The organism is Bradyrhizobium macuxiense (assembly GCF_001542415.1).
Lineage (GTDB): Bacteria > Pseudomonadota > Alphaproteobacteria > Rhizobiales > Xanthobacteraceae > Bradyrhizobium > Bradyrhizobium macuxiense.
Map to the genome: position 1 here is coordinate 28,688 of NZ_LNCU01000080.1, position 21,428 is coordinate 50,115.

Annotated in this window: 20 protein-coding genes; 8 read left to right on the forward strand and 12 right to left on the reverse strand. The window is 64.7% G+C overall.

Features of this window, described 5'->3' with window-relative positions; all coding sequences use genetic code 11:
* Positions 1-57: 57 nt before the first annotated feature.
* On the reverse strand, positions 58-645 hold the full coding sequence (phaR, locus tag AS156_RS22845) for a polyhydroxyalkanoate synthesis repressor PhaR (protein WP_066508917.1): 588 nt from the start codon (positions 643-645) through the stop codon (positions 58-60).
* Between the two features lie 315 nt (positions 646-960).
* Between phaR and AS156_RS22850 the strand changes: the two genes are divergently transcribed.
* The 3 genes from AS156_RS22850 to yddG all read left to right on the forward strand — a co-directional run bounded on the left by AS156_RS22850 (position 961) and on the right by yddG (position 4,083).
* Positions 961-2,139, forward strand: a complete 1,179-nt coding sequence (locus AS156_RS22850) for an acetyl-CoA C-acetyltransferase (RefSeq protein WP_066508919.1) — start codon at positions 961-963, stop codon at positions 2,137-2,139.
* Positions 2,140-2,313: 174 nt separating this feature from the next.
* The gene (phbB, locus tag AS156_RS22855; protein WP_066508921.1) at positions 2,314-3,039 is read left to right on the forward strand and encodes an acetoacetyl-CoA reductase; all 726 of its coding nucleotides are present in this window, start codon (positions 2,314-2,316) and stop codon (positions 3,037-3,039) included.
* A 171-nt stretch (positions 3,040-3,210) separates the two neighbouring features.
* Positions 3,211-4,083 carry an aromatic amino acid exporter YddG gene (gene yddG, locus AS156_RS22860; RefSeq protein WP_066508925.1) on the forward strand — a complete coding sequence of 291 codons (873 nt, stop codon included), beginning with the start codon at positions 3,211-3,213 and terminating at the stop codon, positions 4,081-4,083.
* Between the two features lie 90 nt (positions 4,084-4,173).
* Here the strand turns inward: yddG and AS156_RS22865 are convergent, their stop codons facing one another.
* Both AS156_RS22865 and gloB read right to left on the reverse strand, forming a co-directional pair.
* Positions 4,174-4,608: a cupin domain-containing protein gene (locus AS156_RS22865; RefSeq protein ID WP_066508927.1), complete on the reverse strand. Its 435-nt coding sequence runs from the start codon at positions 4,606-4,608 to the stop codon at positions 4,174-4,176.
* Positions 4,608-5,375: a hydroxyacylglutathione hydrolase gene (gloB, locus tag AS156_RS22870; RefSeq protein WP_066508929.1), complete on the reverse strand. Its 768-nt coding sequence runs from the start codon at positions 5,373-5,375 to the stop codon at positions 4,608-4,610. Before gloB ends, AS156_RS22865 begins: the two co-directional genes overlap by 1 nt.
* A 235-nt stretch (positions 5,376-5,610) precedes the next feature.
* Between gloB and AS156_RS22875 the strand changes: the two genes are divergently transcribed.
* Positions 5,611-6,345 (forward strand): methyltransferase domain-containing protein, encoded by a 735-nt coding sequence (locus AS156_RS22875; protein WP_066508930.1) that lies wholly within the window; start codon positions 5,611-5,613, stop codon positions 6,343-6,345.
* Positions 6,346-6,489: 144 nt separating this feature from the next.
* Here AS156_RS22875 and AS156_RS22880 read toward each other — a convergent pair whose 3' ends face one another.
* Positions 6,490-7,236 carry a DUF4167 domain-containing protein gene (locus AS156_RS22880; protein WP_066508932.1) on the reverse strand — a complete coding sequence of 249 codons (747 nt, stop codon included), beginning with the start codon at positions 7,234-7,236 and terminating at the stop codon, positions 6,490-6,492.
* Positions 7,237-7,677: 441 nt separating this feature from the next.
* Positions 7,678-8,568, reverse strand: coding sequence for a peptide chain release factor N(5)-glutamine methyltransferase (prmC, locus tag AS156_RS22885; RefSeq protein WP_066508934.1), 891 nt, complete (start codon positions 8,566-8,568; stop codon positions 7,678-7,680).
* Positions 8,569-8,675: 107 nt separating this feature from the next.
* Here prmC and AS156_RS22890 point away from each other — a divergent pair, with 107 nt between their 5' ends.
* On the forward strand, positions 8,676-9,101 hold the full coding sequence (locus AS156_RS22890; protein ID WP_066509077.1) for an HIT domain-containing protein: 426 nt from the start codon (positions 8,676-8,678) through the stop codon (positions 9,099-9,101).
* Between the two features lie 289 nt (positions 9,102-9,390).
* Here AS156_RS22890 and AS156_RS22895 read toward each other — a convergent pair whose 3' ends face one another.
* From AS156_RS22895 to AS156_RS22910, 4 genes are all read right to left on the reverse strand, one after another.
* The gene (locus AS156_RS22895; protein WP_066508936.1) at positions 9,391-10,089 is read right to left on the reverse strand and encodes an ABC transporter ATP-binding protein; all 699 of its coding nucleotides are present in this window, start codon (positions 10,087-10,089) and stop codon (positions 9,391-9,393) included.
* Positions 10,086-11,945, reverse strand: coding sequence for a branched-chain amino acid ABC transporter ATP-binding protein/permease (locus AS156_RS22900; RefSeq protein ID WP_066508939.1), 1,860 nt, complete (start codon positions 11,943-11,945; stop codon positions 10,086-10,088). The genes AS156_RS22895 and AS156_RS22900 overlap by 4 nt, the downstream gene beginning before the upstream one ends.
* Before the next feature lie 13 nt (positions 11,946-11,958).
* Positions 11,959-12,834 (reverse strand): branched-chain amino acid ABC transporter permease, encoded by an 876-nt coding sequence (locus tag AS156_RS22905; protein ID WP_066508940.1) that lies wholly within the window; start codon positions 12,832-12,834, stop codon positions 11,959-11,961.
* Positions 12,835-12,964: 130 nt separating this feature from the next.
* A complete protein-coding gene (locus tag AS156_RS22910) occupies positions 12,965-14,320 on the reverse strand; it encodes a substrate-binding protein (RefSeq protein WP_066508942.1) in 1,356 nt (451 codons plus the stop codon).
* A gap of 217 nt (positions 14,321-14,537) precedes the next feature.
* Between AS156_RS22910 and AS156_RS22915 the strand changes: the two genes are divergently transcribed.
* Both AS156_RS22915 and AS156_RS22920 read left to right on the forward strand, forming a co-directional pair.
* Complete coding sequence (locus tag AS156_RS22915) at positions 14,538-15,026, forward strand: hypothetical protein (RefSeq protein ID WP_066508948.1); 489 nt, start codon at positions 14,538-14,540, stop codon at positions 15,024-15,026.
* Between the two features lie 139 nt (positions 15,027-15,165).
* Positions 15,166-15,636, forward strand: a complete 471-nt coding sequence (locus AS156_RS22920; RefSeq protein ID WP_066508949.1) for a MarR family winged helix-turn-helix transcriptional regulator — start codon at positions 15,166-15,168, stop codon at positions 15,634-15,636.
* A gap of 33 nt (positions 15,637-15,669) precedes the next feature.
* On the opposite strand, the gene prfA is transcribed toward AS156_RS22920, so the two are convergent.
* The 3 genes from prfA to AS156_RS22935 form a co-directional block, all read right to left on the reverse strand.
* Positions 15,670-16,749 (reverse strand): peptide chain release factor 1, encoded by a 1,080-nt coding sequence (gene prfA, locus AS156_RS22925; protein ID WP_066508951.1) that lies wholly within the window; start codon positions 16,747-16,749, stop codon positions 15,670-15,672.
* A 56-nt stretch (positions 16,750-16,805) separates the two neighbouring features.
* Positions 16,806-19,073 (reverse strand): phosphoenolpyruvate--protein phosphotransferase, encoded by a 2,268-nt coding sequence (gene ptsP / locus AS156_RS22930; protein ID WP_066508953.1) that lies wholly within the window; start codon positions 19,071-19,073, stop codon positions 16,806-16,808.
* A gap of 439 nt (positions 19,074-19,512) precedes the next feature.
* A complete protein-coding gene (locus tag AS156_RS22935; protein ID WP_066508955.1) occupies positions 19,513-20,769 on the reverse strand; it encodes an aspartate kinase in 1,257 nt (418 codons plus the stop codon).
* Positions 20,770-20,947: 178 nt separating this feature from the next.
* Between AS156_RS22935 and AS156_RS22940 the strand changes: the two genes are divergently transcribed.
* Positions 20,948-21,415, forward strand: coding sequence for a PH domain-containing protein (locus AS156_RS22940; RefSeq protein ID WP_066508958.1), 468 nt, complete (start codon positions 20,948-20,950; stop codon positions 21,413-21,415).
* The last annotated feature ends 13 nt before the right edge of the window (positions 21,416-21,428 follow it).

A 21,428-nucleotide genomic window follows, 5' to 3' on the forward strand; every position in this document is an offset into this window, starting at 1 on the left:
CGTGGTCAGGATATTGCGACAGCAACGACGATCGGTCGGCCTTGCCGACCGGCAGCGTTACTCGTCCTTCTTCGGCTGCGACATGCGCTCGAGGCGTTCCTGCATGTCCCTCATCTGACGACGGAGGTCGTCGATGTTGTTGTCCTCCGCTGCGGGCTCCGGCACCTTCTCCGGCTCGGTGCCGCCACGCTGCGGCACGAATGGCTTGAACATCGAGAAGGTCTGCTGGAACAGCTCCATGTTGCGGCGGACCTGCTCTTCCAGCGGCGCAAACGGCGTGCCGCTCAGGGCGCCCGCGATCTGCTTGCGGAACTTCTCCTGCTCCCTGGTCAGCGTCTCCAGCGATTGCTCGAGATATTTCGGCACCACCATCTGCATGCTGTCGCCGTAGAAGCGGATCAGCTGCCGCAGGAATGTGGTCGGCAGCAGGTTTTGCCCGGCCTTGTTTTCCTGTTCGAAGATGATTTGCGCCAGGACGGAGCGGGTGATGTCGTCGCCGGTCTTGGCGTCATAGACGAGGAAATCCTCGCCTTCCTTCACCATCGCCGCGAGATCCTCAAGCGTCACATACGTGCTCGTACCGGTATTATAGAGCCGCCGGTTCGCGTATTTCTTGATCGTGGTCGGTTGTTCAGATTTTGCCATGGGCTCTCACTTCAACACCGAAGGACCTGGAACCCGGCAGCATTGCCGCAGGGCTAAATGCAACGCATCGCAGCAAAGGAAAGCACTTTCAAAGCGGTTCGGCTACCGTTTTGTGCTGTAGGGTTAAACCCAAAGCATAGGGATTGCTCAGGAAACTGCCAAGAGCGTCATTTTGAGTGCGTCGCGGCGCAATTTGGCCCACTGTTCGATTGACAGGTCCCGCGCAGCTTTACAGGATGAGTAACTAAGAGACAGGCCCGCCAACCGGCCGCCCGCCGTCGAAAAAACCCAAGCTATAACCAACAGGAGATGTCCATGTCAGACGATGTCGTCATCGTCAGCGCCGCCCGCACCCCGGTAGGCAGCTTCAACGGCGCGTTCGCGACCACGCCGGCCCATGACCTCGGCGCAATCGCCATCAAGGCGGCCCTGGAGCGTGCAGGCGTCGAGCCGGGTCAGGTCTCGGAAGTCATCATGGGCCAGATCCTCACGGCAGCGCAGGGCCAGAATCCGGCCCGCCAGGCCTCGATCGCGGCCGGCATCCCGGTGGAAAGCCCGGCCTGGGGCGTCAACCAGCTCTGCGGCAGCGGCCTGCGCTCGGTCGCGCTTGGCTACCAGGCGCTGGTCAATGGCGACTCCTCGGTCGTCGTCGCCGGTGGCCAGGAATCCATGAGCATGGCCCCCCACGCGCAATATCTGCGCGGCGGCGTCAAGATGGGCGGCCTCGAGCTGGTCGACACCATGATCAAGGACGGTCTGTGGGATGCCTTCAACGGCTATCACATGGGCAACACGGCGGAGAACGTCGCCAAGCAGTACCAGATCACCCGCGCGCAGCAGGATGAGTTCGCGGTCGGTTCGCAGAACAAGGCCGAGGCGGCGCAGAAAGCCGGCCGGTTCAAGGACGAGATCGTCCCTGTCACCATCAAGAGCCGCAAGGGCGATATCGTGGTCGACGCCGACGAGTATCCGCGCCATGGCGCCACCCTCGATGCGATGGGCAAGCTCCGCGCGGCCTTCGAGAAGGACGGTACCGTGACCGCCGGCAACGCCTCGGGGATCAATGACGGCGCTGCCGCCGTGGTGCTGATGACCGCCAAGGAAGCGGCGCGGCAGGGCAAGAAGCCGATCGCCCGCATCGTCTCCTGGGGTCAGGCCGGCGTCGATCCCAAGATCATGGGCACCGGTCCGATCCCCGCTTCGCGCACCGCGCTGAAGAAGGCCGGCTGGAACGTCGCCGACCTCGATTTGATCGAGGCCAACGAGGCGTTCGCGGCGCAGGCCTGCGCGGTCAACAAGGACCTCGGTTGGGATGCCGCCAAGGTCAACGTCAACGGCGGCGCAATCGCGATCGGTCATCCGATCGGTGCGTCAGGTGCGCGCGTGCTGGTGACGCTGCTGCACGAGATGCAGAAGCGCGATGCCAAGAAGGGCCTCGCGACGCTCTGCATCGGCGGCGGCATGGGCATCGCCATGTGCGTTGCACGCGACTGAACAAAAGGCAGCGAGGCGGGTTAGTTGATGAAAAGATCATCTGTCCACCCCGGCGCGAGCTGATAAATAAAATGCCCGGCCACGCGCCGGGCATTTTTGTTTTTGCGGTGCGAGTGAGTGCAAGAAAACCGGCATCATTCCGGTTTACAAAAGGCGGCCAAGGAGGAGACGTACATGGCACGTGTTGCATTGGTGACGGGCGGTACCCGGGGAATCGGAGCTGCGATCAGCAAGGCGCTGAAGGCGGCTGGCTACAAGGTCGCGGCGAGCTACGCCGGCAACGACGCCGCGGCGGAGAAGTTCAAGGCAGATTCCGGGATTCCCGTCTACAAGTGGGACGTCGCATCATTCGACGCCTGCGCGGCGGGCGTGAAGCAGGTCGAGGCTGATCTTGGCCCGGTCGACGTGCTCGTCAACAATGCCGGCATCACCAAGGACACTGCATTCCACAAGATGACGGTGGAGCAGTGGAACGCGGTGATCAACACCAATCTCGGCTCGCTGTTCAACATGACGCGCCAGGTGATCGAGGGCATGCGTGCCCGCAAATTCGGTCGCGTCATTTCGATCTCCTCGATCAATGGCCAGAAGGGTCAGTTCGGCCAGGTCAACTACTCGGCGGCAAAGGCCGGCGACATCGGCTTCACCAAGGCGTTGGCTCTGGAGAATGCGAAGGGCGGCATCACCGTGAACGTGATCTGCCCCGGCTACATCAACACCGAGATGGTGCAGGCGGTGCCGAAGGACGTGCTCGAGAAGAACGTGATCCCGCAGATTCCGGTTGCCCGGCTTGGCGAGCCTGAAGAGATCGCGCGCGCCGTGGTGTTCCTTGCTGCCGACGATGCCGGTTTCATCACCGGCTCGACACTGACCGTGAACGGCGGCCAGTATCACGCCTAAATGCTTCGCGTCGTCGCGCCGCAGGCGCTGACAACAAAGTGGTGATGCCCGGCCTTGTGCCGGGCATTCACGTCTTTACAAGGGTGAGCCGAAAGCGACCCCCGTGCATGATTGCGGCACATCACGCGAAGATGCGCTTCGCGCCTGGGCCGGGCCACCGGAAATGTGCTGATGACGACCCGTACCGCAACCCTTGTTGGATTGACCGCCATCCTGATGTGGTCGCTGCTGTCGGTCATGACTGTTGCGACCGGCCGGATCCCGGCGTTCCAGCTCGCCGCCATGACGTTTGCGATCGGGGCGGCGGTGGCGTTCACAAGTTTCCTGTTTCGCCCGTCCGCCTTTGCCGCATTGAAGCAGCCGCTGGTTGCCTGGGTCGTCGGCGTCGGCGGGCTGTTCGGCTATCACGCGCTGTATTTCCTGGCGCTGCGCTTCGCGCCGCCGGCTGAAGCGGGACTGCTCAACTATCTCTGGCCGCTCCTGATCGTGCTGTTCTCCTCGCTGCTGCCGGGCGAGCGGCTCGCGATCCATTACATCGTCGGCGCGTTGCTGGGCCTCGTCGGCACAGTGCTGCTGTTCGCCGGCAATACCGGCAGCTTCGCGCGGAGCCAGATTCCGGGATTCGCGGCCGCCTTTGTCGCGGCCTTTGTCTGGGCGACCTATTCGGTGATGTCGCGCCGCCTCAAGGCGGTGCCATCAGATGCGGTGGCGGGTTTTTGCCTCGCCACCGCAGTACTCGCTGCACTCGTGCACATGATGGTCGAGACCACGGTGTGGCCGGCGACGTCGCTGCAATGGCTCGCTGTCGTCGGCCTGGGCATCGGCCCGGTTGGAGCTGCGTTCTTCGCCTGGGACATCGGCATGAAGCGCGGCGACATCCGCGTGCTCGGTGCGGCGTCCTACGCCACGCCGCTGTTGTCGACCGCCTTCCTGATCCTTGCAGGCTTTGCAAAGCCCAGCGCCAACATCGCCATCGCCGCGATCCTGATCGCCGGCGGCGGCCTGATCGCGGCCAAGGATATGGTGTTGAGGAAGCGAGGGTAGAAAGTAGGATAGGTAGAGCGCAGCGAAACCCCATCGATCGTCACATGCGGAAGCATGATGGGTTTCGCTGCGCTCTATCGATCCTACAAGCTACCAAGAAGGCTCCCAGCCCTTTGGCGCCAGCTCGAAACTCGCGAACTCGAATCCCGGCGCGACGGTGCAGCCGACCAGCGTCCAGTCGCCGCTGCTTTCGGCGGCCTGCCTGGCATCCGCGGGCACGATCGCCTGCGGCCGTTCGCCGCTGGCGACATCCGGACCAAGCGTGACCGTGTGCCTGCCGCAGGTCTCATGAGCGATCTGCAGCGTCAGCGGCGCGCCAGCGTAATGGTGCCAGACCTCGACTGCGTCGATGCGATGCCAGTGCGAGCGCTCGCCGCGGGCGAGCAGGAAGTAGATCGCGGTCGAGCAGGAACGACCGCTGTCGTCGCAGCGCTTGTCGCGAAACGTCTCGCGATAATGTCCGCCTTCCGGATGCGGCTTCAGCTCGAGCCGCGCGATGATCTCGGCAGCCGAGGGCTGTGGCATCAGGACTTGTTCTTGCGCTCGCGGAGTTCGCCGAACACCTGGGCCGGGTCGGCGCCCTTCATGTGCAGCTTCGCCGCGACCACGGGCTCGTCGGCACGCAGGAACACGTTGGCCTTCTTCTCGTCGCCGAGCAGCACCGGAATCGTCGGCTTGTTCTCGGCGCGCAGTTTCGTCACTTCCGCCGCGCGCGCTTGCAATGCCGGATTATCGGGCTCGACGGTGAGTGCGAACTTGACGTTGGAGGCGGTGTATTCATGACCGCAATAGAGCCGGAAGTCGTCCGGCAGCGAGCGCAGCTTCAGCAACGAATCCCACATCATGAGATAGTTGCCTTCGAACACCCGGCCGCAACCGATCGAGAACAGCGTGTCGGCTGCGAACACCGCCTTCTCGCCGTCGAACACATAGGAGATGTGGTCGAGCGTGTGGCCGGGTGTCTCCACCACGCGCGCCAGCAGGCTGCCGACCTTGATCACGTCGGCATTGGCGGCACGCAGGTCGACATTGGCGATCTTCGCCGATTTGTCGTGGGGGGCGACGACGCGGCAGCCGTATTTCTGCTTCAGCTCAGCGACGCCGCCGACATGGTCGCCATGGTGATGGGTGATCAGGATGTCGGTCAGCGTCCAGCCCTCGCGCTCCAGCGCCTTGATGATGGGCGCGGCTTCCGGCGCATCGATCGACGCCGTGGCCTTGGTCGCGGGGTCGTGGATCAGATAACCGAAATTGTCGGTGAGGCAGGTAAAGGTGCGAATTTCGGCGGCCATGATATCTCCACGAAGTGCTTAGGCGAGGACGCCGGAGCATGCTCCGACCGCGAGGGATCGCGTCATGCTCCAACTTATCGATAGGTGAGCATGATTTGATCGAAAAACCGGGTTCCCACTTTTTCGGATCATGCTCTAACACGCCAAATGTAGGTGTGAAATATGGCGTTAACGCTCATGCGGCAACGCAATTTTCCGCGCGCCGGGGCCGCGAGCGGCATGTTAGGTTGGAGCCATGGACGTCATTGACCTCCGGGACTTCTATTCGCAGCGCCTCGGCATTGTGGCGCGGCAGCTGATCAACCGCGGAATCCGTGGGCGCTGGCCCAATGCGGAGGGGCAGCGCGTGCTCGGGCTGGGCTATCCGACGCCCTATCTCGGCCTGTTCCGCGAATCCTGCGAGCGCTGCATCGCCTTCATGCCGGCGACCCAGGGCGTGCTGAAATGGCCGACCGGGCGGCCGGCGCTTGCGACCCTGGTCGATGAATTCTCGATGCCGCTGCAGGATGCCGCGGTCGACCGCGTGCTGCTGGTGCACGCGCTGGAGATGTCCGACGATCCGGAGCGGCTGCTGCGCGAGGTCTGGCGGGTGCTGGCGCCATCCGGGCGGCTGATCGCCGTGATCCCGAATCGCCGCGGTGTATGGACGCGCACCGACAACACGCCGTTCGGCCACGGCCGGCCCTATTCGCGCGCGCAGATCACGCAACTGCTGCGGCAGACCTGGTTCACGCCGACGGCGTGGAGCGAAGCGCTGTTCATGCCGCCGGTTCAGGGCGGCTGGTTTCTGCGCTCGGCGATGGCATGGGAACGAGTCGGCGCGGCGCTGTCGTTGCCCTTCGCCGGCGTGCATATCGTCGAGGCCAGCAAACAGGTCTATCGCGCGATCCCCGCGCACCGCGAGCGCACGCGGCTGATCCCGTCGCTGCGGCCGGTGCTGGTGCCGTCGTCAACGGCGACGCGTGGATAGCGCGCTCTCGAGCGAGGTGGATATAACTTCGCGTGAAGAGCTTCGGTCCTGATTCGATCAGAACCGAAACTGCTCTCGCAAAAAAGCAAAAGGGCGGGCCGCCTGCAGCGTCGCCCGCCCTGTCTTCAGAACTAAGCCGAAGCTTTACTCGCTGCCCGGATTGGCGTCTTCGTTCGAACCGGGCTGTGCGGCAATGTCGGGACGCGGGCCGTGCGGCCGGCGACGACGGCGCGGGAAGCGTTCGGCACGCTCGCTGCGCTCTCCGCCGCCATTGTTGTTCTCATAGCCGCCATTGACCTGCGGCTGCGCGCCCCCGGTGATGAAGGACGGCAGACGATCGACGCCGCCAGCGTCAGCCATTGCAGGCTGCGGCTGATTCTGCGGTTGCGGCTGTGGCTGATATTGCGGCTGCTGACGATGCTCGCGCTCTCGGTGCTCGCGCTGCTCACGCGGCTGCTGCTGATCACGCTGATACGGCTGCTGGCCGTTGTCGCGCATGAAGGGCTGCGGCACGAACCCCGGCTCCTGGCCGAAGCTCGAATAGCCGTCGCTATCATCATCGCTGTCATCGGACGGCGTTGCTTCCGCATCGGGGCGCGGCTGCTGCTGATTCTGCCGGAATTGCTCCTGGGCGGCAGCGATGATTCGGTAATAGTGCTCCGCGTGCTGGTAGTAGTTTTCGGCCGCAACCGGATCGCCTGAGGAGCGCGCATCGCGGGCAAGCTGAACGTATTTCTCGGCTACGTGGGAAGCCGTGCCGCGGATCTTGATGTCAGGTCCGTTCGATTCGTACACCCGTGTCAGGGGATTCTGGCCGCGCCGGTTGTTATTGTTGTTATTGTTGTTGTTATTCCGGTTGCGCATCCGCTTGTTGTTCTGACCGTTTCTCATCTGTCGCCTTTTATTCCAGCCCTGAAGTTATTTCCGTCCATTGCTTCGTTCGACTCGGCGCGCATTTGAGCGCACGGAATCGCACTACCGTTTGAATTGGCTTCGATGTCGCCGACCATCGCGTTCAGCAAAGACGCGTTCCCCAACCGCCGGCAGCCTTCGCCGGCGACCAAATCATTCCGCCCGTCGAGACAGGCCCAGCTCTCTTGCGTAAGTCTTCAAGCGCAATAACAGGCTTTCGTTCGCTTGGCGGTCGAGAGCAGCACAGCTCCGGCTATTGCGCTCAATATGACCTGCGTTTTGGAACCCTTCGATCGGCGGGCTCTCGTCGAGAACCCTGGTCATCACCCGTAGGCTACGGGGCCAGCACCGATGTTGTGCCCGGAACGTAGTCGTTCCCGGGGGATATTCCAAGAGGTTTTTTTGCGTTCCAATAGGACTTTATCTAGGCAGCCGGCAGGCGGAAACGGCCCTCGGAATGCCCCCAAGATCGGCTTTTGGCGGCCCGGCTGGGGATAATCCCGCGGCCGTCATCAGGGCTTCAATGTCCCCGCTTTGGCCCTGTCCGGCCTCCACAACAAGGCTGCCATTCGGGCCCAGAAGGCTCACGGATTGCGCGATCAGGGCGCGGTAGGCATCGAGACCATCCGGGCCTCCATCAAGCGCGGCGTGCGGATCGTGGTCGCGCACCTCGATCGCAAGACCTGCGATATCGGCCGAGCGGATATAGGGCGGGTTCGAGACGATCAGGTCGAGGGGACCGGTCAGGCCGCTGGCGTAGTCGCAGGCGATGAAGGTCGCGCGATCGGCGAGCCCGAGCCGGCTGGCGTTCTCGCGCGCCGTCTGCAGCGCGGCTTCCGAAATATCGGTGCCGAAGCCGTGCGCGTTAGGCAGCTCCGAGAGCAGCGCCAGCAGGATCGCGCCAGTGCCGGTGCCGAGGTCGGCGATCTGCAAAGTGCGATCGATCGGGCCGCCGGCGCGCAGCAGCTCGAGTGCACGCTCGACCACCGTCTCGGTATCGGGCCGCGGCACCAGCGTTGCCGCCGAGAGAGTGAGCGGCAGTCCCCAAAACTCCCGCATGCCGAGAATGCGGGCCACCGGTTCGCCGGCGAGGCGGCGTTGCGCAAAGCCGTCCAGGCGATTCGACTCGTCGCGCGTGATCGCGCGGCCTGCCGCCGTGATCATGCCGGTCAGGTCGAGACCGAGCGCGGCGCCGACCAAGAACCGCGCATCGAGTTCGGCCGAGTCATTGCCGGCAGCCTGGAGGCGCGCGGACAGCGCGCGCCTGGCGGCCTCGACGGTCTGGCTGCCATTGTCAGCAGGTTCGCTCATCGCGCGTTGTTAGCCGATGGTCGCTGCGGCGTCGATATCACTTGCGCCTTGCATCGCCGGCGCGCACGGTTGAACGTCCAAGCATCCCGATCCGGAAGCACACGACCATGACGGCCTATGACGACCAGAACATCTTCGCAAAGATCCTGCGCGGCGAGATCCCGAGCCTCAAGATCTATGAAACCGACCGGACCTTTGCCTTCCTCGACATCATGCCGCGCTCGCCGGGACATACGCTGGTCATTCCCAAGGCGCCCGCGCGCGGGATCTTCGATATCGCGGACGACGATCTTGCAGAAGTCGTCAAGTCGGCCAAGCGCGTCGCCATCGCCGCGAAGAAGGCCTTTGCGGCCGACGGCATCATCATCCAGCAGTTCAGCGAACCCGCCAGCGGCCAGGTGGTCTTGCACCTGCATATGCACGTGATGCCGGTCAACGAAGGCGTGGCGCTGCTGCCGCCGCAGACCCGCGCGGAAGACATGGACGTGCTCGCCGACCATGCCCGGCGGATGATCACGGCGCTCGGAAGCTGAGCGGCCAGGCGATCCAGCGCATGATGAGTTGGATCGGACGGCAACCTCAAGCGAGCAACCCGTATATGGGCTCGGTCGCTCCACAAACTCGTCATGCCCGGGCTTGTCCCGGGCATCCACGTCTTAGGGTTCGCGAGACAAGGAAGACGTGGATGGCCGGGACGGGCCCGGCCATGACGATGGGGAGACGTCAACGCCAAAGTCTCCCGGGAGAGATATGTGATAGCCCTGCCGGCAAGCGGGAGAGGTGCAGCCAGCCTGCCGCGAGATCGATACGACCTTACCTTGACTAGACGCCGAGATAGCGCTGCAGCACGTCGGGCTGCGCCTTGATCTCCTGCGCCGGCCCTTCATGGACAATGTGTCCATTGTTGATGATGTAGATGCGCTGGGCGAGCGCGAGCGTCGCGGCGAGATTCTGCTCCACCAGCACGATGGTCTGTCCGGCCTCGGCAAGGTCGCGGCACGCTTTCATCAGGTCGCGCACGATGACCGGCGCCAGTCCCTCGAACGGCTCGTCGAGCAGGATGATCTTGGGATCGCGCACCAGCGCGCGCGCGATCGCCAGCATCTGTTGCTCGCCGCCCGACAGGTCGGTGCCGCGATTGGCCCGGCGCTCCCTCAGCCGCGGAAACATCTCGTAGATGCGGTCGAGCGGCCAGCGCTGCGAGGCGGTCAATCCCGCGATGACGAGATTCTCCTCGACGCTCAGGCTGCCGAAGATGCGGCGCTCTTCATGGACCAGTTGCATGCCGGCCTGCGCGATCTTGTGGCTCTTCCTGCCGGCGATCTCGGCGCCGTCGAACATTACCGAGCCGCTCTGCGGGGTCACGACGCCCATCAGGCTTTTCAGCGTCGTGCTCTTGCCGGCGCCGTTGCGGCCGAGCAGCGCCACCACCTCGTTGCGTTCGACGCGCAGCGCAACGTCGAACAGGATATGGGAATCCCCGTAATAGCTGTTCAGTCCGGTGACCTCGAGCAGGCTCATGCGGCGAGCTCTCCATGCACGCCGCCGAGATAGGCTTCCTGGACGGTCGAGTTGTTCTTGATCTCTTCGGGGGTGCCTTCGACGAGGACGCGGCCCTCCTGCAGCACGGTGACGCGTTCGGCGAGCTCGAACAGCGCGTCCATGTCGTGATCGATGATGATCATCGTGCGGCCCTGGCTGATCGACTTCAGCAGCTTCACGGTCTCGACGCGTTCGCGCGGGCTCATGCCGGCCAGCGGTTCGTCGAGCAGCAGCAGGCTCGGCGAGGTCGCGAGCGCCAGCCCGATCTCGAGCCGGCGCTTTTCACCATAGGCGAGCTCGGATACCGGGGTGTCGGGCCTTGCTGCGAGATTGACCAGTTCGAGCGTGTGCTGAACCTGCTCGGACAGGCCGGGAATGCTGTCGATGCTGCGGAACAGATCGAGCTTGAACTTGCCGCGCAGCGCCGACAGCGCCGCGATCACCAGGTTCTCGCGGACGGTCAGGCCGGCGAACAGCTGGTTGACCTGATAGCTCTTGGTCAGGCCGAGCTGGCAGACGTCGGTGACGTTCATTCCAGTGATGTCGCGGCCCTCGAACATGATGCTGCCTGAGGTCGGATGGACCTCGCAGGTCAGCATCTTGAAGAAGGTCGATTTGCCGGCGCCGTTCGGGCCGATGATGCCGCGCAGCTCGCCGTGGTTGACCGTGAAATCGATGTTGCTGTTGGCGACCAACCCGCCGTAGCGCTTGGTGAGGCCCTTGGCCTGCAGGATCGGTCCGGACGGATCGGCGCCGGCGCGCTGCCTCGCCGGCATCGGTGCGGCGGCGGTTTGCCGGGCCGGGGGCGCTTCCGCGGCGACTGCGTCGTCCTGCGCCGCGCTTTCGTCCGGCGCCTTGCGGCGTTGCCCGGTCAGCAGCCCGTAGAGATCGACGAGGCCGCCGACGATGCCGCGGCGCAGGAAGCACACCAGCAACACAAAGACGATGCCGAGCACGAGTTTCCACGCCGCGCCGAGCCCAAGGGTCGCCTGCAGGAAATCCTGCAGCGACAGCCAGACGGCGGCGCCGACCAGCGGCCCGAACAGCGTGCCGCGGCCGCCGATCGCCGTCTGCATCACGAGCTGTCCTGACGTATCGAAGGTGAATGCGTCGGGCGGCATGAAGGCCTGCAGCACGCCGAGCAGGCCGCCGGCAAATCCGGCATAGGCGGCGGCGATCACGAACGCCGCCAGCTTGTAGCCGTGGATGTTGTGGCCGACCGCGGTTGCCCGCAGCGGGTTGTCCCTGATGGCGCTGAAGATGGCGCCGACCGGCGAACGCACGATGCGCAGCGCGATCACGACGCCGATGAAGTAGCACAGCGCCAGGAACTGGTAGAGCGACCAGCCGGTGGTGAAGTGCAGCGTGGTGAAGCCGAGATTGAAGCTCGGGGTCGGGACGCCGGGCAGCCCGTTCTCACCGCCGGTGTAGTCCGACAGCGGATTGAACTCCACGAAGAAGAATACCTCCGCGATCGCGACCGTGATCATGGCGAAGTAGATGCCGGTCCGGCGCAGCGCGATCAGGCCGATCAGATAGCCGGTGGCAGCCGCCGCGATCATGCCGATGACGAGCGCGAGCAGGACGTACGGGAAGCCGGCCTGGGTCAACAGATAGGCGGCGACGAAGCCGCCGGTGCCGTAGAATGCGGACTGGCCGAACGACAACAGGCCGGTGAAGCCGAACAGGATGTCGAAGCCGAGACCGAACAGGCCCCAGACCAGGATCCGGTTCACAGTGTTGGGCGCAAAGCCGAGCAGCGGCAGCACGAAGGGGGCGGCGATCAGGCCGATTGCCGTCAAGGTCTCGATCAGGAATGGGCGCTGTTTCAGCATTGGTGATCCGTCGTCATTCGCGGCCCTGCGTGCCGAGCAGGCCGTGCGGTCGCAGCACGAGCACGAGCGTCATCGCCGCGAACAGCATGACGTAGGCGTAGCCGGGGTTGAACATCGAGGTGATGCTGATGATCTCGCCGGCGATCAGGCCGCCGAGGATCGCGCCGGGAAACGAGCCGACGCCGCCGATCACCACCACCACAAAGGTCTCGACCAGGATGTCGTCGCCGACGCCGGGTGTCAGCGAGACCACCGGCGCATTGATGATGCCGGCAAAGCCCGCGGCCATCGCGCCGATGCCGAACACGATCATGAAGACGCGGTAGACGTTGATGCCGAGCGAATCGACCATCACCGAATCCTCGATGCCGGCGCGCACGATCATCCCGAGCCGGGTGCGGTACAGCACCAGGAACAGCGCGCCGAGCGCCACCGCGACGATGCCGACGACCGCGAGGCGATAGGTCGGATAGAACAGGAAGCCGAGCGAGGTGATGCCCTGCAGCGCCGCCGGCGGCGGCACGACCTGCGACTGGCTGGTGAAGATCAGCCGCACGATCTCGACGAAGCAGATGCCGAGGCCGAAGGTGACCAGAAGCTGGTCCTCATGCGGGCGTTGATAGAAGTGGCGGATGATGACGCGCTCCATCACCACGCCCAGAACCATCACGAACAGCGATCCGGCGATGACCGCGATGATGAACGAACCCGTGTAGGTGTAGGCGACGTATCCGGCGTAGCCGCCGATCATGAACATCGCGCCGTGAGCGAGATTGAGCACCCCGAGGGTGCCGTAGATGATGGTCAATCCGGAGCTGATCAGCGCCAGCAGCGCGCCGAGGGCCAGGCCGTTAAACAGTTGCGAGACGAAATTCGGCCAGTTGATCATGGAGACTCTTCACATGGCCTGCACAATGAATGTGTGCCGTCGCAAGCGTTCCGGCACAACAAGCGCTCTGACACAAAACGGCGCCGCGGGCGAGTAACTCCGCCCACGGCGCCTAGGTTCCCACGCTTAATCAGGTGTAGTCGCCGAGATGGCAGCCGAATTCGTCCGGCTTCTGCATCAGGCTTTCGCCGGGGACGATCTCGACCACCTCGTAGTAGTCCTCCTTGTTCTTCATTTCCTTTTCCATCTTGCCCCGGACGATGATCACGGGACGGACGCACTGGTGATCTTCCGGGCGATAATGGACGTCGCCGACCAGCGACGGGATGGTCTCGCCCTTCTCATAGGCCTTGATCACGTCGGGCGGATAGAAGCTGCCGGCTTCCTCGACCATGCGGGCCCAGTGCGCGAAGCTGACATAGGCGTTCTCGGCGCCCCATTCCGGCTTGTAGCTGTACTTCTTCTCGAAGGCATCGTTGAACATCTTGGCCAGCGGATATTTGTCCTCGATGGTCCACCAGTAGTCGGTCGCGGCGTAGACGCCCTGCATCAGGCCGCCGGTCTCGCGGGCGATGAACGGCACCTGGTAAGGCACCACGAGCTTCATCTTGTCGAGCACGCCGAACTGCTTGGCCTGTTGCGTCGACAGCACCGCGTCGTGGCCCCAGTTGACGTTGATCAGCACGTCGGCGCCGGAGTTCGCGACGTTGAGCAGGTACGACGAATAGTCGGGCGCGCCGAGCGGCGACACCTGGTTGGTGGTGGTGGTCCAGCCCGCCTCGGCGAGGTGGTCCTGCATCGACTTGGTGACGGTGTGGCCGTAGGTATAGTCCGGTGTCAGGTAGGCAGCCTTCTTGTTCTTGCCGAACTGCTTGATCAGCACCGGCGCAATCGCGGCGGCGGCGGTCTGGCCGAAGAAATTCTGGCGGAAGCCGTAGCGCACGCAATCCTTGCCGGTGGTGTCGTTCGAGCCGGAGATGCCGCAGACGAAGATCACCTTCTCGCGCTGCGCCAGCTTGTTGAGCGCGACCGCGACGGCGCTCGAAGTGCCGCCGGTGATCATCACGGCCTTGTTCTCGGTGATGAAGCGCTGCTGCGCCTGCACGGCCTCGTTCGGTTTCGCCGCGGAATCAGCGACGCCGAACTTCAATTCCTTGCCGAGCACGCCCTTGGTGGTCTTCGGCGAGATCTTCTTGATCAGGTCATGGCCGCTGTTGATGTGCTCGATCGCGAGCTGATAGCCCTTGAGCTCGTCCTCGCCCTGCACCGCATAGGTGCCGGTGCGCGGCACCGAGATTCCGATGAAGACCGAGGAGCCGGATGAGCCGGCGGGATAGGTCCCGATCGCCGGATGATCCTCGGCGAAGGCCGGTGCGGTGAGAGAGACCGGAAGCACGGTGCCGCCGATCAAGCCCGCGCCGGCCTGCAGCAGGGTACGACGCGATACGTTCAGTCCTCTGCCCGGCCGAAACTCCTTGGTGCTCATCGCTCAATATCCTCCAAAAGCATGTTTATTGACACGCATAACCACCCGTCGCGGGATCGGTCGACCCGCGGCGAGATGCGCCGGCTGCGATTGGCGCAGCCTTTCAGCCTAGCATTGTCCTCCCGCACATTTAGTCAATGTGCCTTTCGTCGAACTGTATCGGCCCACGATATATGTAGCATTTACCGATCAGGTGCCGGTCCTGTAATGAGTGGACATGATCGAAGAAGCTTCGGATCGGAAGGAACGTCCCGGAGGCGGCGGTGCTGCGGACCACGGCATCGCGCCGGAGTCGTGCTGTCTGAGCGTTCGCGCGATGAACGTGCTGAAAGAACTGGCAGTCGAGCTCACCGGCGAGGTGCCGCCGAAGACGGGATGGTCGCCGTCGGACGAGTTGCTCCGCGGGTTGACGGCTCGTCATCTCGCAACCGCGCGCAATTGCGGGCCGCAAACGATGCGCGAGATCGTCGACTGGGCGGAGGCGCGCGGGATATCGATTCCGTCGCCGCATCATGCCGGCAAATCGCTGTCGGAGGTATGGGGCGACCTGATCGAGCGTGCGTCGGCCGGACGCCTCACCAAGAGCGAGATCACCGAGGCGCTGGAGAAATCGATCCGCCGCAGGAGCCCGCGCATTCCGGTCGCCTTCCAGATCATTCTCCTGAAAATTCTGAGTTCGAGCTACGATCAATGGCCGCAGCCCTGAGGGCGTAACGGCCGGGCCGACGGCTAAGTCGTTGAAAACGTGAGCTGCGACACAGCGCGGGATAGCCGGTTCCGCCGGGGCTTGCTAACGTCATCTGGTTACCGCCATGCGGCGGGCTGAGCCAGGACAGGACGACTGAATGCCTCCATCGAAGCGACGAGCAGCGCCAACCGGGACTACGAAGCGCGGTGCGGCGGTCGGGGCGGTCGATTACGAGGCGCTGGCCCGGTTCCGGTACCGGCTGCGGGCATTTTTGGCGTTCAGCGAGAACGCCGCCAAGAAAGCCGGGCTGACGCCGCAGCAGCATCAGGCGCTGCTCGGCATCAAGGGGTTTGTCCATCCGGGCCCCGCGACCGTCGGCGACATCGCGCGGTTCCTGCTGATTCGGCACCACTCCGCCGTCGAGCTGATGAATCGCATGGCGAAGCTCGGGCTGATTGCCCGCGTTGCCGATCCCGCGGATGCCAGGCGCGTTCAGCTCAAACTGACCAGGAAGGGCGAGCAGAAGCTCCAGGCGCTCTCGCGGAAGAATGTCGAGGAGCTTCGGCGTGCCGCGAGCCCCGCGCTGCGCCGCCTGCTGAAGTCGTCCCCGCCGCCCGGCGAAGCGTGAGCCACGCGGCTCCGGAATGATGCGTGGTGCGCGTTATGCCGCCGCGCCCTGCGCCGCGAGCTGGGCGGCCTGGTGCTCGGTCGTCAGCGCGTCGATCAATTCGCCGAGCGCCTCGCCCGCAATGACCTGCGGCAATTTATAGAGCGTCAGGTTGATGCGGTGGTCGGTGACGCGCCCCTGCGGGAAATTGTAGGTGCGGATACGTTCGGAGCGGTCGCCGGAGCCGACCTTCTCCTTGCGGTCGGCCGAGCGCGCGGCCTCGACGCGCTGGCGCTCGGCGTCATAGATGCGCGAGCGGAGGATGTTCATCGCCGAGGCGCGATTCTTGTGCTGCGAGCGGCTGTCCTGCATCATCACCACGATCCCGGTCGGGATATGGGTGATGCGGATCGCCGATTCCGTCTTGTTGACGTGCTGACCGCCCGCGCCCTGCGCGCGCATGGTCTCGATCCGCAGATCCTCGTTCTTGACGTCGACGTCGACGTCCTCGACCTCCGGCAGCACGGCGACCGTCGCCGCCGAGGTATGGATGCGGCCCTGCGTCTCGGTGTCGGGCACGCGCTGCACGCGGTGCACGCCCGATTCGAACTTCAGCTTGGCGAACGCGCCGCGGCCCTGCACCTCGGCGATGATTTCCTTGTAGCCGCCGACGGTACCCTCGCTCGCCGAGATCACCTCGACCTTCCAGCCCTGCAGGCTGGCGAAGCGCTCGTACATCCGGAACAGGTCGCCGGCGAACAGCGAGGCCTCGTCGCCGCCGGTGCCGGCGCGGATTTCCAGCATCACGTTGCGGTCGTCCATCGCGTCCTTGGGCAGCAGCGCGACGCGGATCTTCTGCTCGAGCTCGCCGATCCGCGCCTGCAGCGTCTCCAGCTCGGCCTCTGCCATGCTGCGCATCTCGGCATCGACAGCCGGATCCGCCAGCAGCGCCTCGGTGCCGGCAAGCTCGCTGCGGGCAGAGCGATACGCCTTCACCGCGTCGATCAGCGGGTTGAGCTCGGACAATTCGCGGGTGATCGCGACGTAGCGATCGGAATTCACCTGGCCCAGCAGCTCGGCCTCGAGCGAGGCGTGGTGGGCAAGCAGGATGTCCAGTTTGGCTTCGGGTAGCATGGGAAGGTCTCGGGAATTGCGGAATGACGGAAGCGGGCAAGGCGACGACAGCGTCGCTACAACGCCAGCCCCTCGGCTTCGGCAAACTTCGTCAGCGCCTCGCGGATCGACACGCTGCCGGACGGCGCATCGAGCAGCGGGTTGATCATCGTCGCGGCCTTCTTGGCGTCGAGGTCGAGGATCATCGCCTTGACCGGGCCGTGCGCCGTTGCCGACAGCGACAGCGAGCGATAACCGAGCGCGATCAGCGCCAGCGCCCCGATCGGTTTCGACGCCATCTCGCCGCACAGCGAGGCGACCTTCTTGGCGGCCTGCGCCTTGCGCACGATGTCGCGCAGCGCGCGCAGGATCGGCGCCGACATGGTGTCGAAGCGCTCCGAGACCTTGGCATTGCCGCGATCGACCGCGAACAGGAACTGGAACAGATCGTTGGAGCCGACGGAGACGAAATCGACCCGCTTCAAGAGCTCGTCGAGCTGATAGAGCAGGGCCGGCACCTCGACCATGGTGCCGACATCGATGCGCTCCGGCAGCGAATGGCCGTGCTGGCGCAGATAGGTCAGCTCGCGCTCGACGATGGCTTTGGCCTGATCGAACTCGGCGACGTCGGAGATCATCGGGAACATGATCTTCAGTGCGCGGCCGCCGCCGGCGCGCAACAGCGCGCGGATCTGGCCGCGCAACAGGCCCGGGCGGTCGAGGCCGAGCCGGATCGCGCGCCAGCCCAGCGCCGGATTCTCCTCGGTCACGGTCTCCATATAGGGCAGCGCCTTGTCGCCGCCGATGTCGAGCGTGCGGAAGGTGACGGGTTTCGAGCCAGCGGCATCGAGTACGGTGCGGTACAGCGCGAGCTGGTCGGTCGAGCGCGGCAGGGTCGGGCTCACCATGAACTGCAATTCGGTGCGGAACAGCCCGATGCCGGCGCTGCCGGTGTCGTCGATATGCGGCAGGTCGATGGTCAGGCCGGCGTTGATCAGCAGCTCGATCGGCTGGCCGTCCTTGGTCACGCAGGCCTTGTCGCGCAGCGCGGAATATTGCGCCTGCCGCCGCGCGCGGAAGCGCACGCGTTCGGCGTAGGCCGATTCGATCTCGGTGGAAGGGCGCACATAGATCTCGCCGGAAATGCCGTCGACGATGATGGCATCGCCCGGATCGGCGATGCCGGGCGCGTTCGGCACCTCGCCGACCGCGGGGATGCCGAGCGCGCGCGCCACGATCGAGACGTGGGAATTCGCGGTGCCTTCCTCGAGCACGAGGCCGCGCAGCCGCTTGCGGTCATAGTCGAGCAGCGCCGCGGGCCCCATCGCGCGCGCGATCAGGATGGCGTTGTCGGGCAATTGCTCGCGCGACGGCGCGTGATCCTGGCCGACCAATTGGCGCATCAGGCGATGGCCGAGATCCTCGAGGTCGTGCAGCCGGTCGCGCAGATAGGGATCGGTCGAGCGCAGCATGCGCGCACGGGTGTCGGACTGCACGCGTTCGACGGCGGCTTCCGCGGTCAGGCCGGTGGCCACCGCCTCATGCAGCTTGTGCGACCAGCCCTGGTCGTTGGCGAACATGCGGTAGGCTTCCAGTACCTCGCGATGCTCGCCGCCCTCGGCGACGTCGCCGCGCTCGAGCAGATGGTCGAGGTCGGTGCGCAGCTTGACCAGCGCCGCGTCGAGCCGCTTGATTTCCTTCGGCAGGTCCTCGGCGATGTAGTTGGTGATGACGACGCGCGGCTCGTGCAGCACGACATGGCCGAGCGCTATGCCGTCGGAGAGCACGGCGCCGGTCTTGTGCAGCGAGTGCCGCGCCGCCGGTTCCAGGCCGGGCTGCGCCAGCGCGGCGAGCTCGCCGGAGGCGATCATCTCCGCCAGCACCATGGCGGTGGTCTGCAGCGCCTCGACCTCTTCCTCGACATAGGTGCGCTTGGCGCGGTTCTGCACGACAAGCACGCCGAGCGTGTTGCCGGCGCGCAGGATCGGCACGCCGAGGAACGAGTGGTAGATTTCTTCGCCGGTCTCCGGGCGGTACGAGAAGGCCGGATGGCTCTGCGCGTCAGAGAGGTTCAGCGGCGTCGCCTCGCTGGCGACGAGGCCGACAAGGCCTTCATGCGCGCTGAGCACGGTGCGGTGCACGGCGTCGCGGTTCAGACCTTCGGTGGCGTAGAGCTCGAGGGTGTTATCGACGCGCAGCACATAGCAGGAGCAGACCTCGGCCACCATGTTGGCCGCGATCAGCACCACGATCTTGTCGAGGCGTTCCTGGGCGGAGACTTGCTCCGCCATGGTTTCGCGGAGCCGTCTCAACAGGACGCGGGGGCCTCCCGACGCGCTCCGCATATGCTTCAATCCCTCCCCACGAAGCCAGCGAACGAGGTCGTCGGCCCGCTGGCGCAAAACTCGTCAAAACCAACAATTTTAGTCATTCGGCGTGGCCGCAAGCATCGGTCCCCGCCGAATCGGGATCGCCACAACTGTGGCACAGTTTGCGACAGCCCACCTGGCTGGCCGTATAGCCAATCGAGGCTTGCTTTGCCAAGCAAAACGCCTGCCAGTAGCAAATAACGTCTCGTCAGCCCAATGCTGCGGCCGCTAAGAGAAATTCCAACTCCGGGTAGAGGGGGTGCCGGAGACCCTCTTCCCTTCTCCCCTTGTGGGAGAAGGTGGCGCGGACAAACGTCCGCGACGGACGAGGGGTCTTTGTCCGCGGAGGCAGACCCCTCACCCCACTTCGCTGCGCGAAGCGACCCTCTCCCACAAGGGGAGAGGGTTCCAAAGCCTACGCCTGGTCGAGCCCGTACAGCGTGTGCAGCGTGCGCACGGCGAGTTCGGTGTAGGCGGCGTCGATCAGCACCGAGAACTTGATCTCCGAGGTGGTGATGGCGCGGATGTTGATGTTGCGCTCGGCCAGCGCCTTGAACGCCTTCGCGGCGACGCCGGCATGGCTGCGCATACCGCTGCCGATCACCGAGACCTTCGCAACGTCGGTCTCGGTGTCGAGCCGCGCATAGCCGATCTTGGCCTTGGCGGAGGTAATCGTATCCTTCGCGCGATTATAGTCGGCCGCCGGAACAGTGAAGGTGAGGTCCGTGGTCTTGCCGTCTTCGGACACGTTCTGCACGATCATGTCGACGTTGATGTTGGCATCCGCGAGCGGCCCGAAGATCGCCGCGGCGACGCCCGGCTTGTCCTCGACCTGGCGCACGGAAATCTGGGCTTCGTCCTTCGAGAAGGCGATGCCGGTGACGACGTGCATTTCCATGATTTCCTCCTCGCTGCAGATCAGCGTGCCCGGCGGCTGGTTGGCGTGCGGGTCGATATCTTCCGGTTTGTCGAAGCTGGAGCGGACGAAAATCGGCATGTTGTGCACCATGCCGAGCTCCACCGAGCGGACCTGCAGCACCTTGGCGCCCTGCGAGGCCAGTTCCAGCATGTCTTCGAAGGCGATCCTGTCGAGCCGGCGCGCCTTCGGCACCACCCGCGGATCGGTGGTGTAGACGCCGTCGACGTCGGTGTAGATGTCGCAGCGGTCGGCGTGCAGCGCAGCCGCAATCGCCACCGCCGAGGTGTCGGAGCCGCCGCGGCCCAGCGTCGTGATTCGGCCGGTCTGTTCGTTGATGCCCTGGAAGCCGGCGATCACGGCGACTTCCTTGCGCTCCTTGAAGCGGGTGATGATCTCGCTGCCGTCGATATCGAGGATGCGCGCCGAGGCATGCGCATCCGAGGTCTTGATCGGGATCTGCCAGCCTTGCCAGGAGCGCGCCTGGATGCCGAGGCCCTGCAGCACGATCGAAAGCAACCCGGAGGTGACCTGTTCGCCCGAGGCGACCACCGCGTCATATTCGCGGGCGTCGTGCATCGGCGAGGCTTCGGTGCACCAGGCGACCAGCTCGTTGGTCTTGCCGGACATCGCGGAGACGACGACGGCGACCTCATGGCCCGCGTCGACCTCGCGCTTCACATGCTGCGCGACATTGCGGATACGATCGATATTGGCGACGGACGTACCGCCGAATTTCATCACGAGGCGGCCCATGACGACGCGTCTATTCCTTGAAACGAGGATAAGTAGGGCAACCCGCGCCGAAAACCGCAAGCGCGGGCGCCGAAACGCGCGTATACATAGCGCAGCGCCCGGGGGCAAGCCGGTTCCTCCGGGTCTTTGGGGGTGTTGCGGGCGAGTTGTGGCGCAGGGGGACGCGAAGGCGGATTGGATGGGACGTTACATCGAAGAAATCCTGCAGCCGGGCGAAAGGGTGCTGTATGCGACCAATGCGCACTGGATCTTCTATTGGCCGGCCATCATCGCCTGGATTGTGGCGCTGGTCCTGCTGATCCTCTCCCGCATGACGACGGTCGATGGTCTCGCTTTGGCGTGCCTGGCGGCGGCCGCCGTGGTCGCGGTCGCGGCGCTGTACTGGACCTTCTCGGCCTGGTTCCATCGCTGGACCACCGAGACCGATGTCACCAGCTTCCGCGTCGTGCACAAGACCGGTTTCATCAAGCGGCGCACCTTCGAGATCAGCCTCGACAAGGTCGAGAGCGTCGACGTCAACCAGAGCATTCTGGGGCGCATCCTCAATTATGGCGACGTGACCATCCGCGGCGTCGGCGAGGGCGTCGAGACGATCAGGACGATCGCCTCGCCGCTGGCGTTCCGCAGTTCGATCACCGCGCGATAAGGAGCGCGCGCAA

What these genes read in the sequence shown, in the direction of transcription:
- AS156_RS22865 (WP_066508927.1), bottom strand. Translation starts at nt 4,608, where the DNA reads ATGCCACAGCCCTCGGCTGCCGAGATCATCGCGCGGCTCGAGCTGAAG.
- AS156_RS22880 (WP_066508932.1), bottom strand. Translation starts at nt 7,236, where the DNA reads ATGAGAAACGGTCAGAACAACAAGCGGATGCGCAACCGGAATAACAAC.
- phaR (WP_066508917.1), bottom strand. Translation starts at nt 645, where the DNA reads ATGGCAAAATCTGAACAACCGACCACGATCAAGAAATACGCGAACCGG.
- AS156_RS22850 (WP_066508919.1), top strand. Translation starts at nt 961, where the DNA reads ATGTCAGACGATGTCGTCATCGTCAGCGCCGCCCGCACCCCGGTAGGC.
- prmC (WP_066508934.1), bottom strand. Translation starts at nt 8,568, where the DNA reads ATGAGCGAACCTGCTGACAATGGCAGCCAGACCGTCGAGGCCGCCAGG.
- yddG (WP_066508925.1), top strand. Translation starts at nt 3,211, where the DNA reads ATGACGACCCGTACCGCAACCCTTGTTGGATTGACCGCCATCCTGATG.
- AS156_RS22940 (WP_066508958.1), top strand. Translation starts at nt 20,948, where the DNA reads ATGGGACGTTACATCGAAGAAATCCTGCAGCCGGGCGAAAGGGTGCTG.
- phbB (WP_066508921.1), top strand. Translation starts at nt 2,314, where the DNA reads ATGGCACGTGTTGCATTGGTGACGGGCGGTACCCGGGGAATCGGAGCT.
- prfA (WP_066508951.1), bottom strand. Translation starts at nt 16,749, where the DNA reads ATGCTACCCGAAGCCAAACTGGACATCCTGCTTGCCCACCACGCCTCG.
- AS156_RS22935 (WP_066508955.1), bottom strand. Translation starts at nt 20,769, where the DNA reads ATGGGCCGCCTCGTGATGAAATTCGGCGGTACGTCCGTCGCCAATATC.
- AS156_RS22875 (WP_066508930.1), top strand. Translation starts at nt 5,611, where the DNA reads ATGGACGTCATTGACCTCCGGGACTTCTATTCGCAGCGCCTCGGCATT.
- ptsP (WP_066508953.1), bottom strand. Translation starts at nt 19,073, where the DNA reads ATGCGGAGCGCGTCGGGAGGCCCCCGCGTCCTGTTGAGACGGCTCCGC.
- gloB (WP_066508929.1), bottom strand. Translation starts at nt 5,375, where the DNA reads ATGGCCGCCGAAATTCGCACCTTTACCTGCCTCACCGACAATTTCGGT.
- AS156_RS22900 (WP_066508939.1), bottom strand. Translation starts at nt 11,945, where the DNA reads ATGCTGAAACAGCGCCCATTCCTGATCGAGACCTTGACGGCAATCGGC.
- AS156_RS22920 (WP_066508949.1), top strand. Translation starts at nt 15,166, where the DNA reads ATGCCTCCATCGAAGCGACGAGCAGCGCCAACCGGGACTACGAAGCGC.
- AS156_RS22895 (WP_066508936.1), bottom strand. Translation starts at nt 10,089, where the DNA reads ATGAGCCTGCTCGAGGTCACCGGACTGAACAGCTATTACGGGGATTCC.
- AS156_RS22915 (WP_066508948.1), top strand. Translation starts at nt 14,538, where the DNA reads ATGATCGAAGAAGCTTCGGATCGGAAGGAACGTCCCGGAGGCGGCGGT.
- AS156_RS22890 (WP_066509077.1), top strand. Translation starts at nt 8,676, where the DNA reads ATGACGGCCTATGACGACCAGAACATCTTCGCAAAGATCCTGCGCGGC.
- AS156_RS22910 (WP_066508942.1), bottom strand. Translation starts at nt 14,320, where the DNA reads ATGAGCACCAAGGAGTTTCGGCCGGGCAGAGGACTGAACGTATCGCGT.
- AS156_RS22905 (WP_066508940.1), bottom strand. Translation starts at nt 12,834, where the DNA reads ATGATCAACTGGCCGAATTTCGTCTCGCAACTGTTTAACGGCCTGGCC.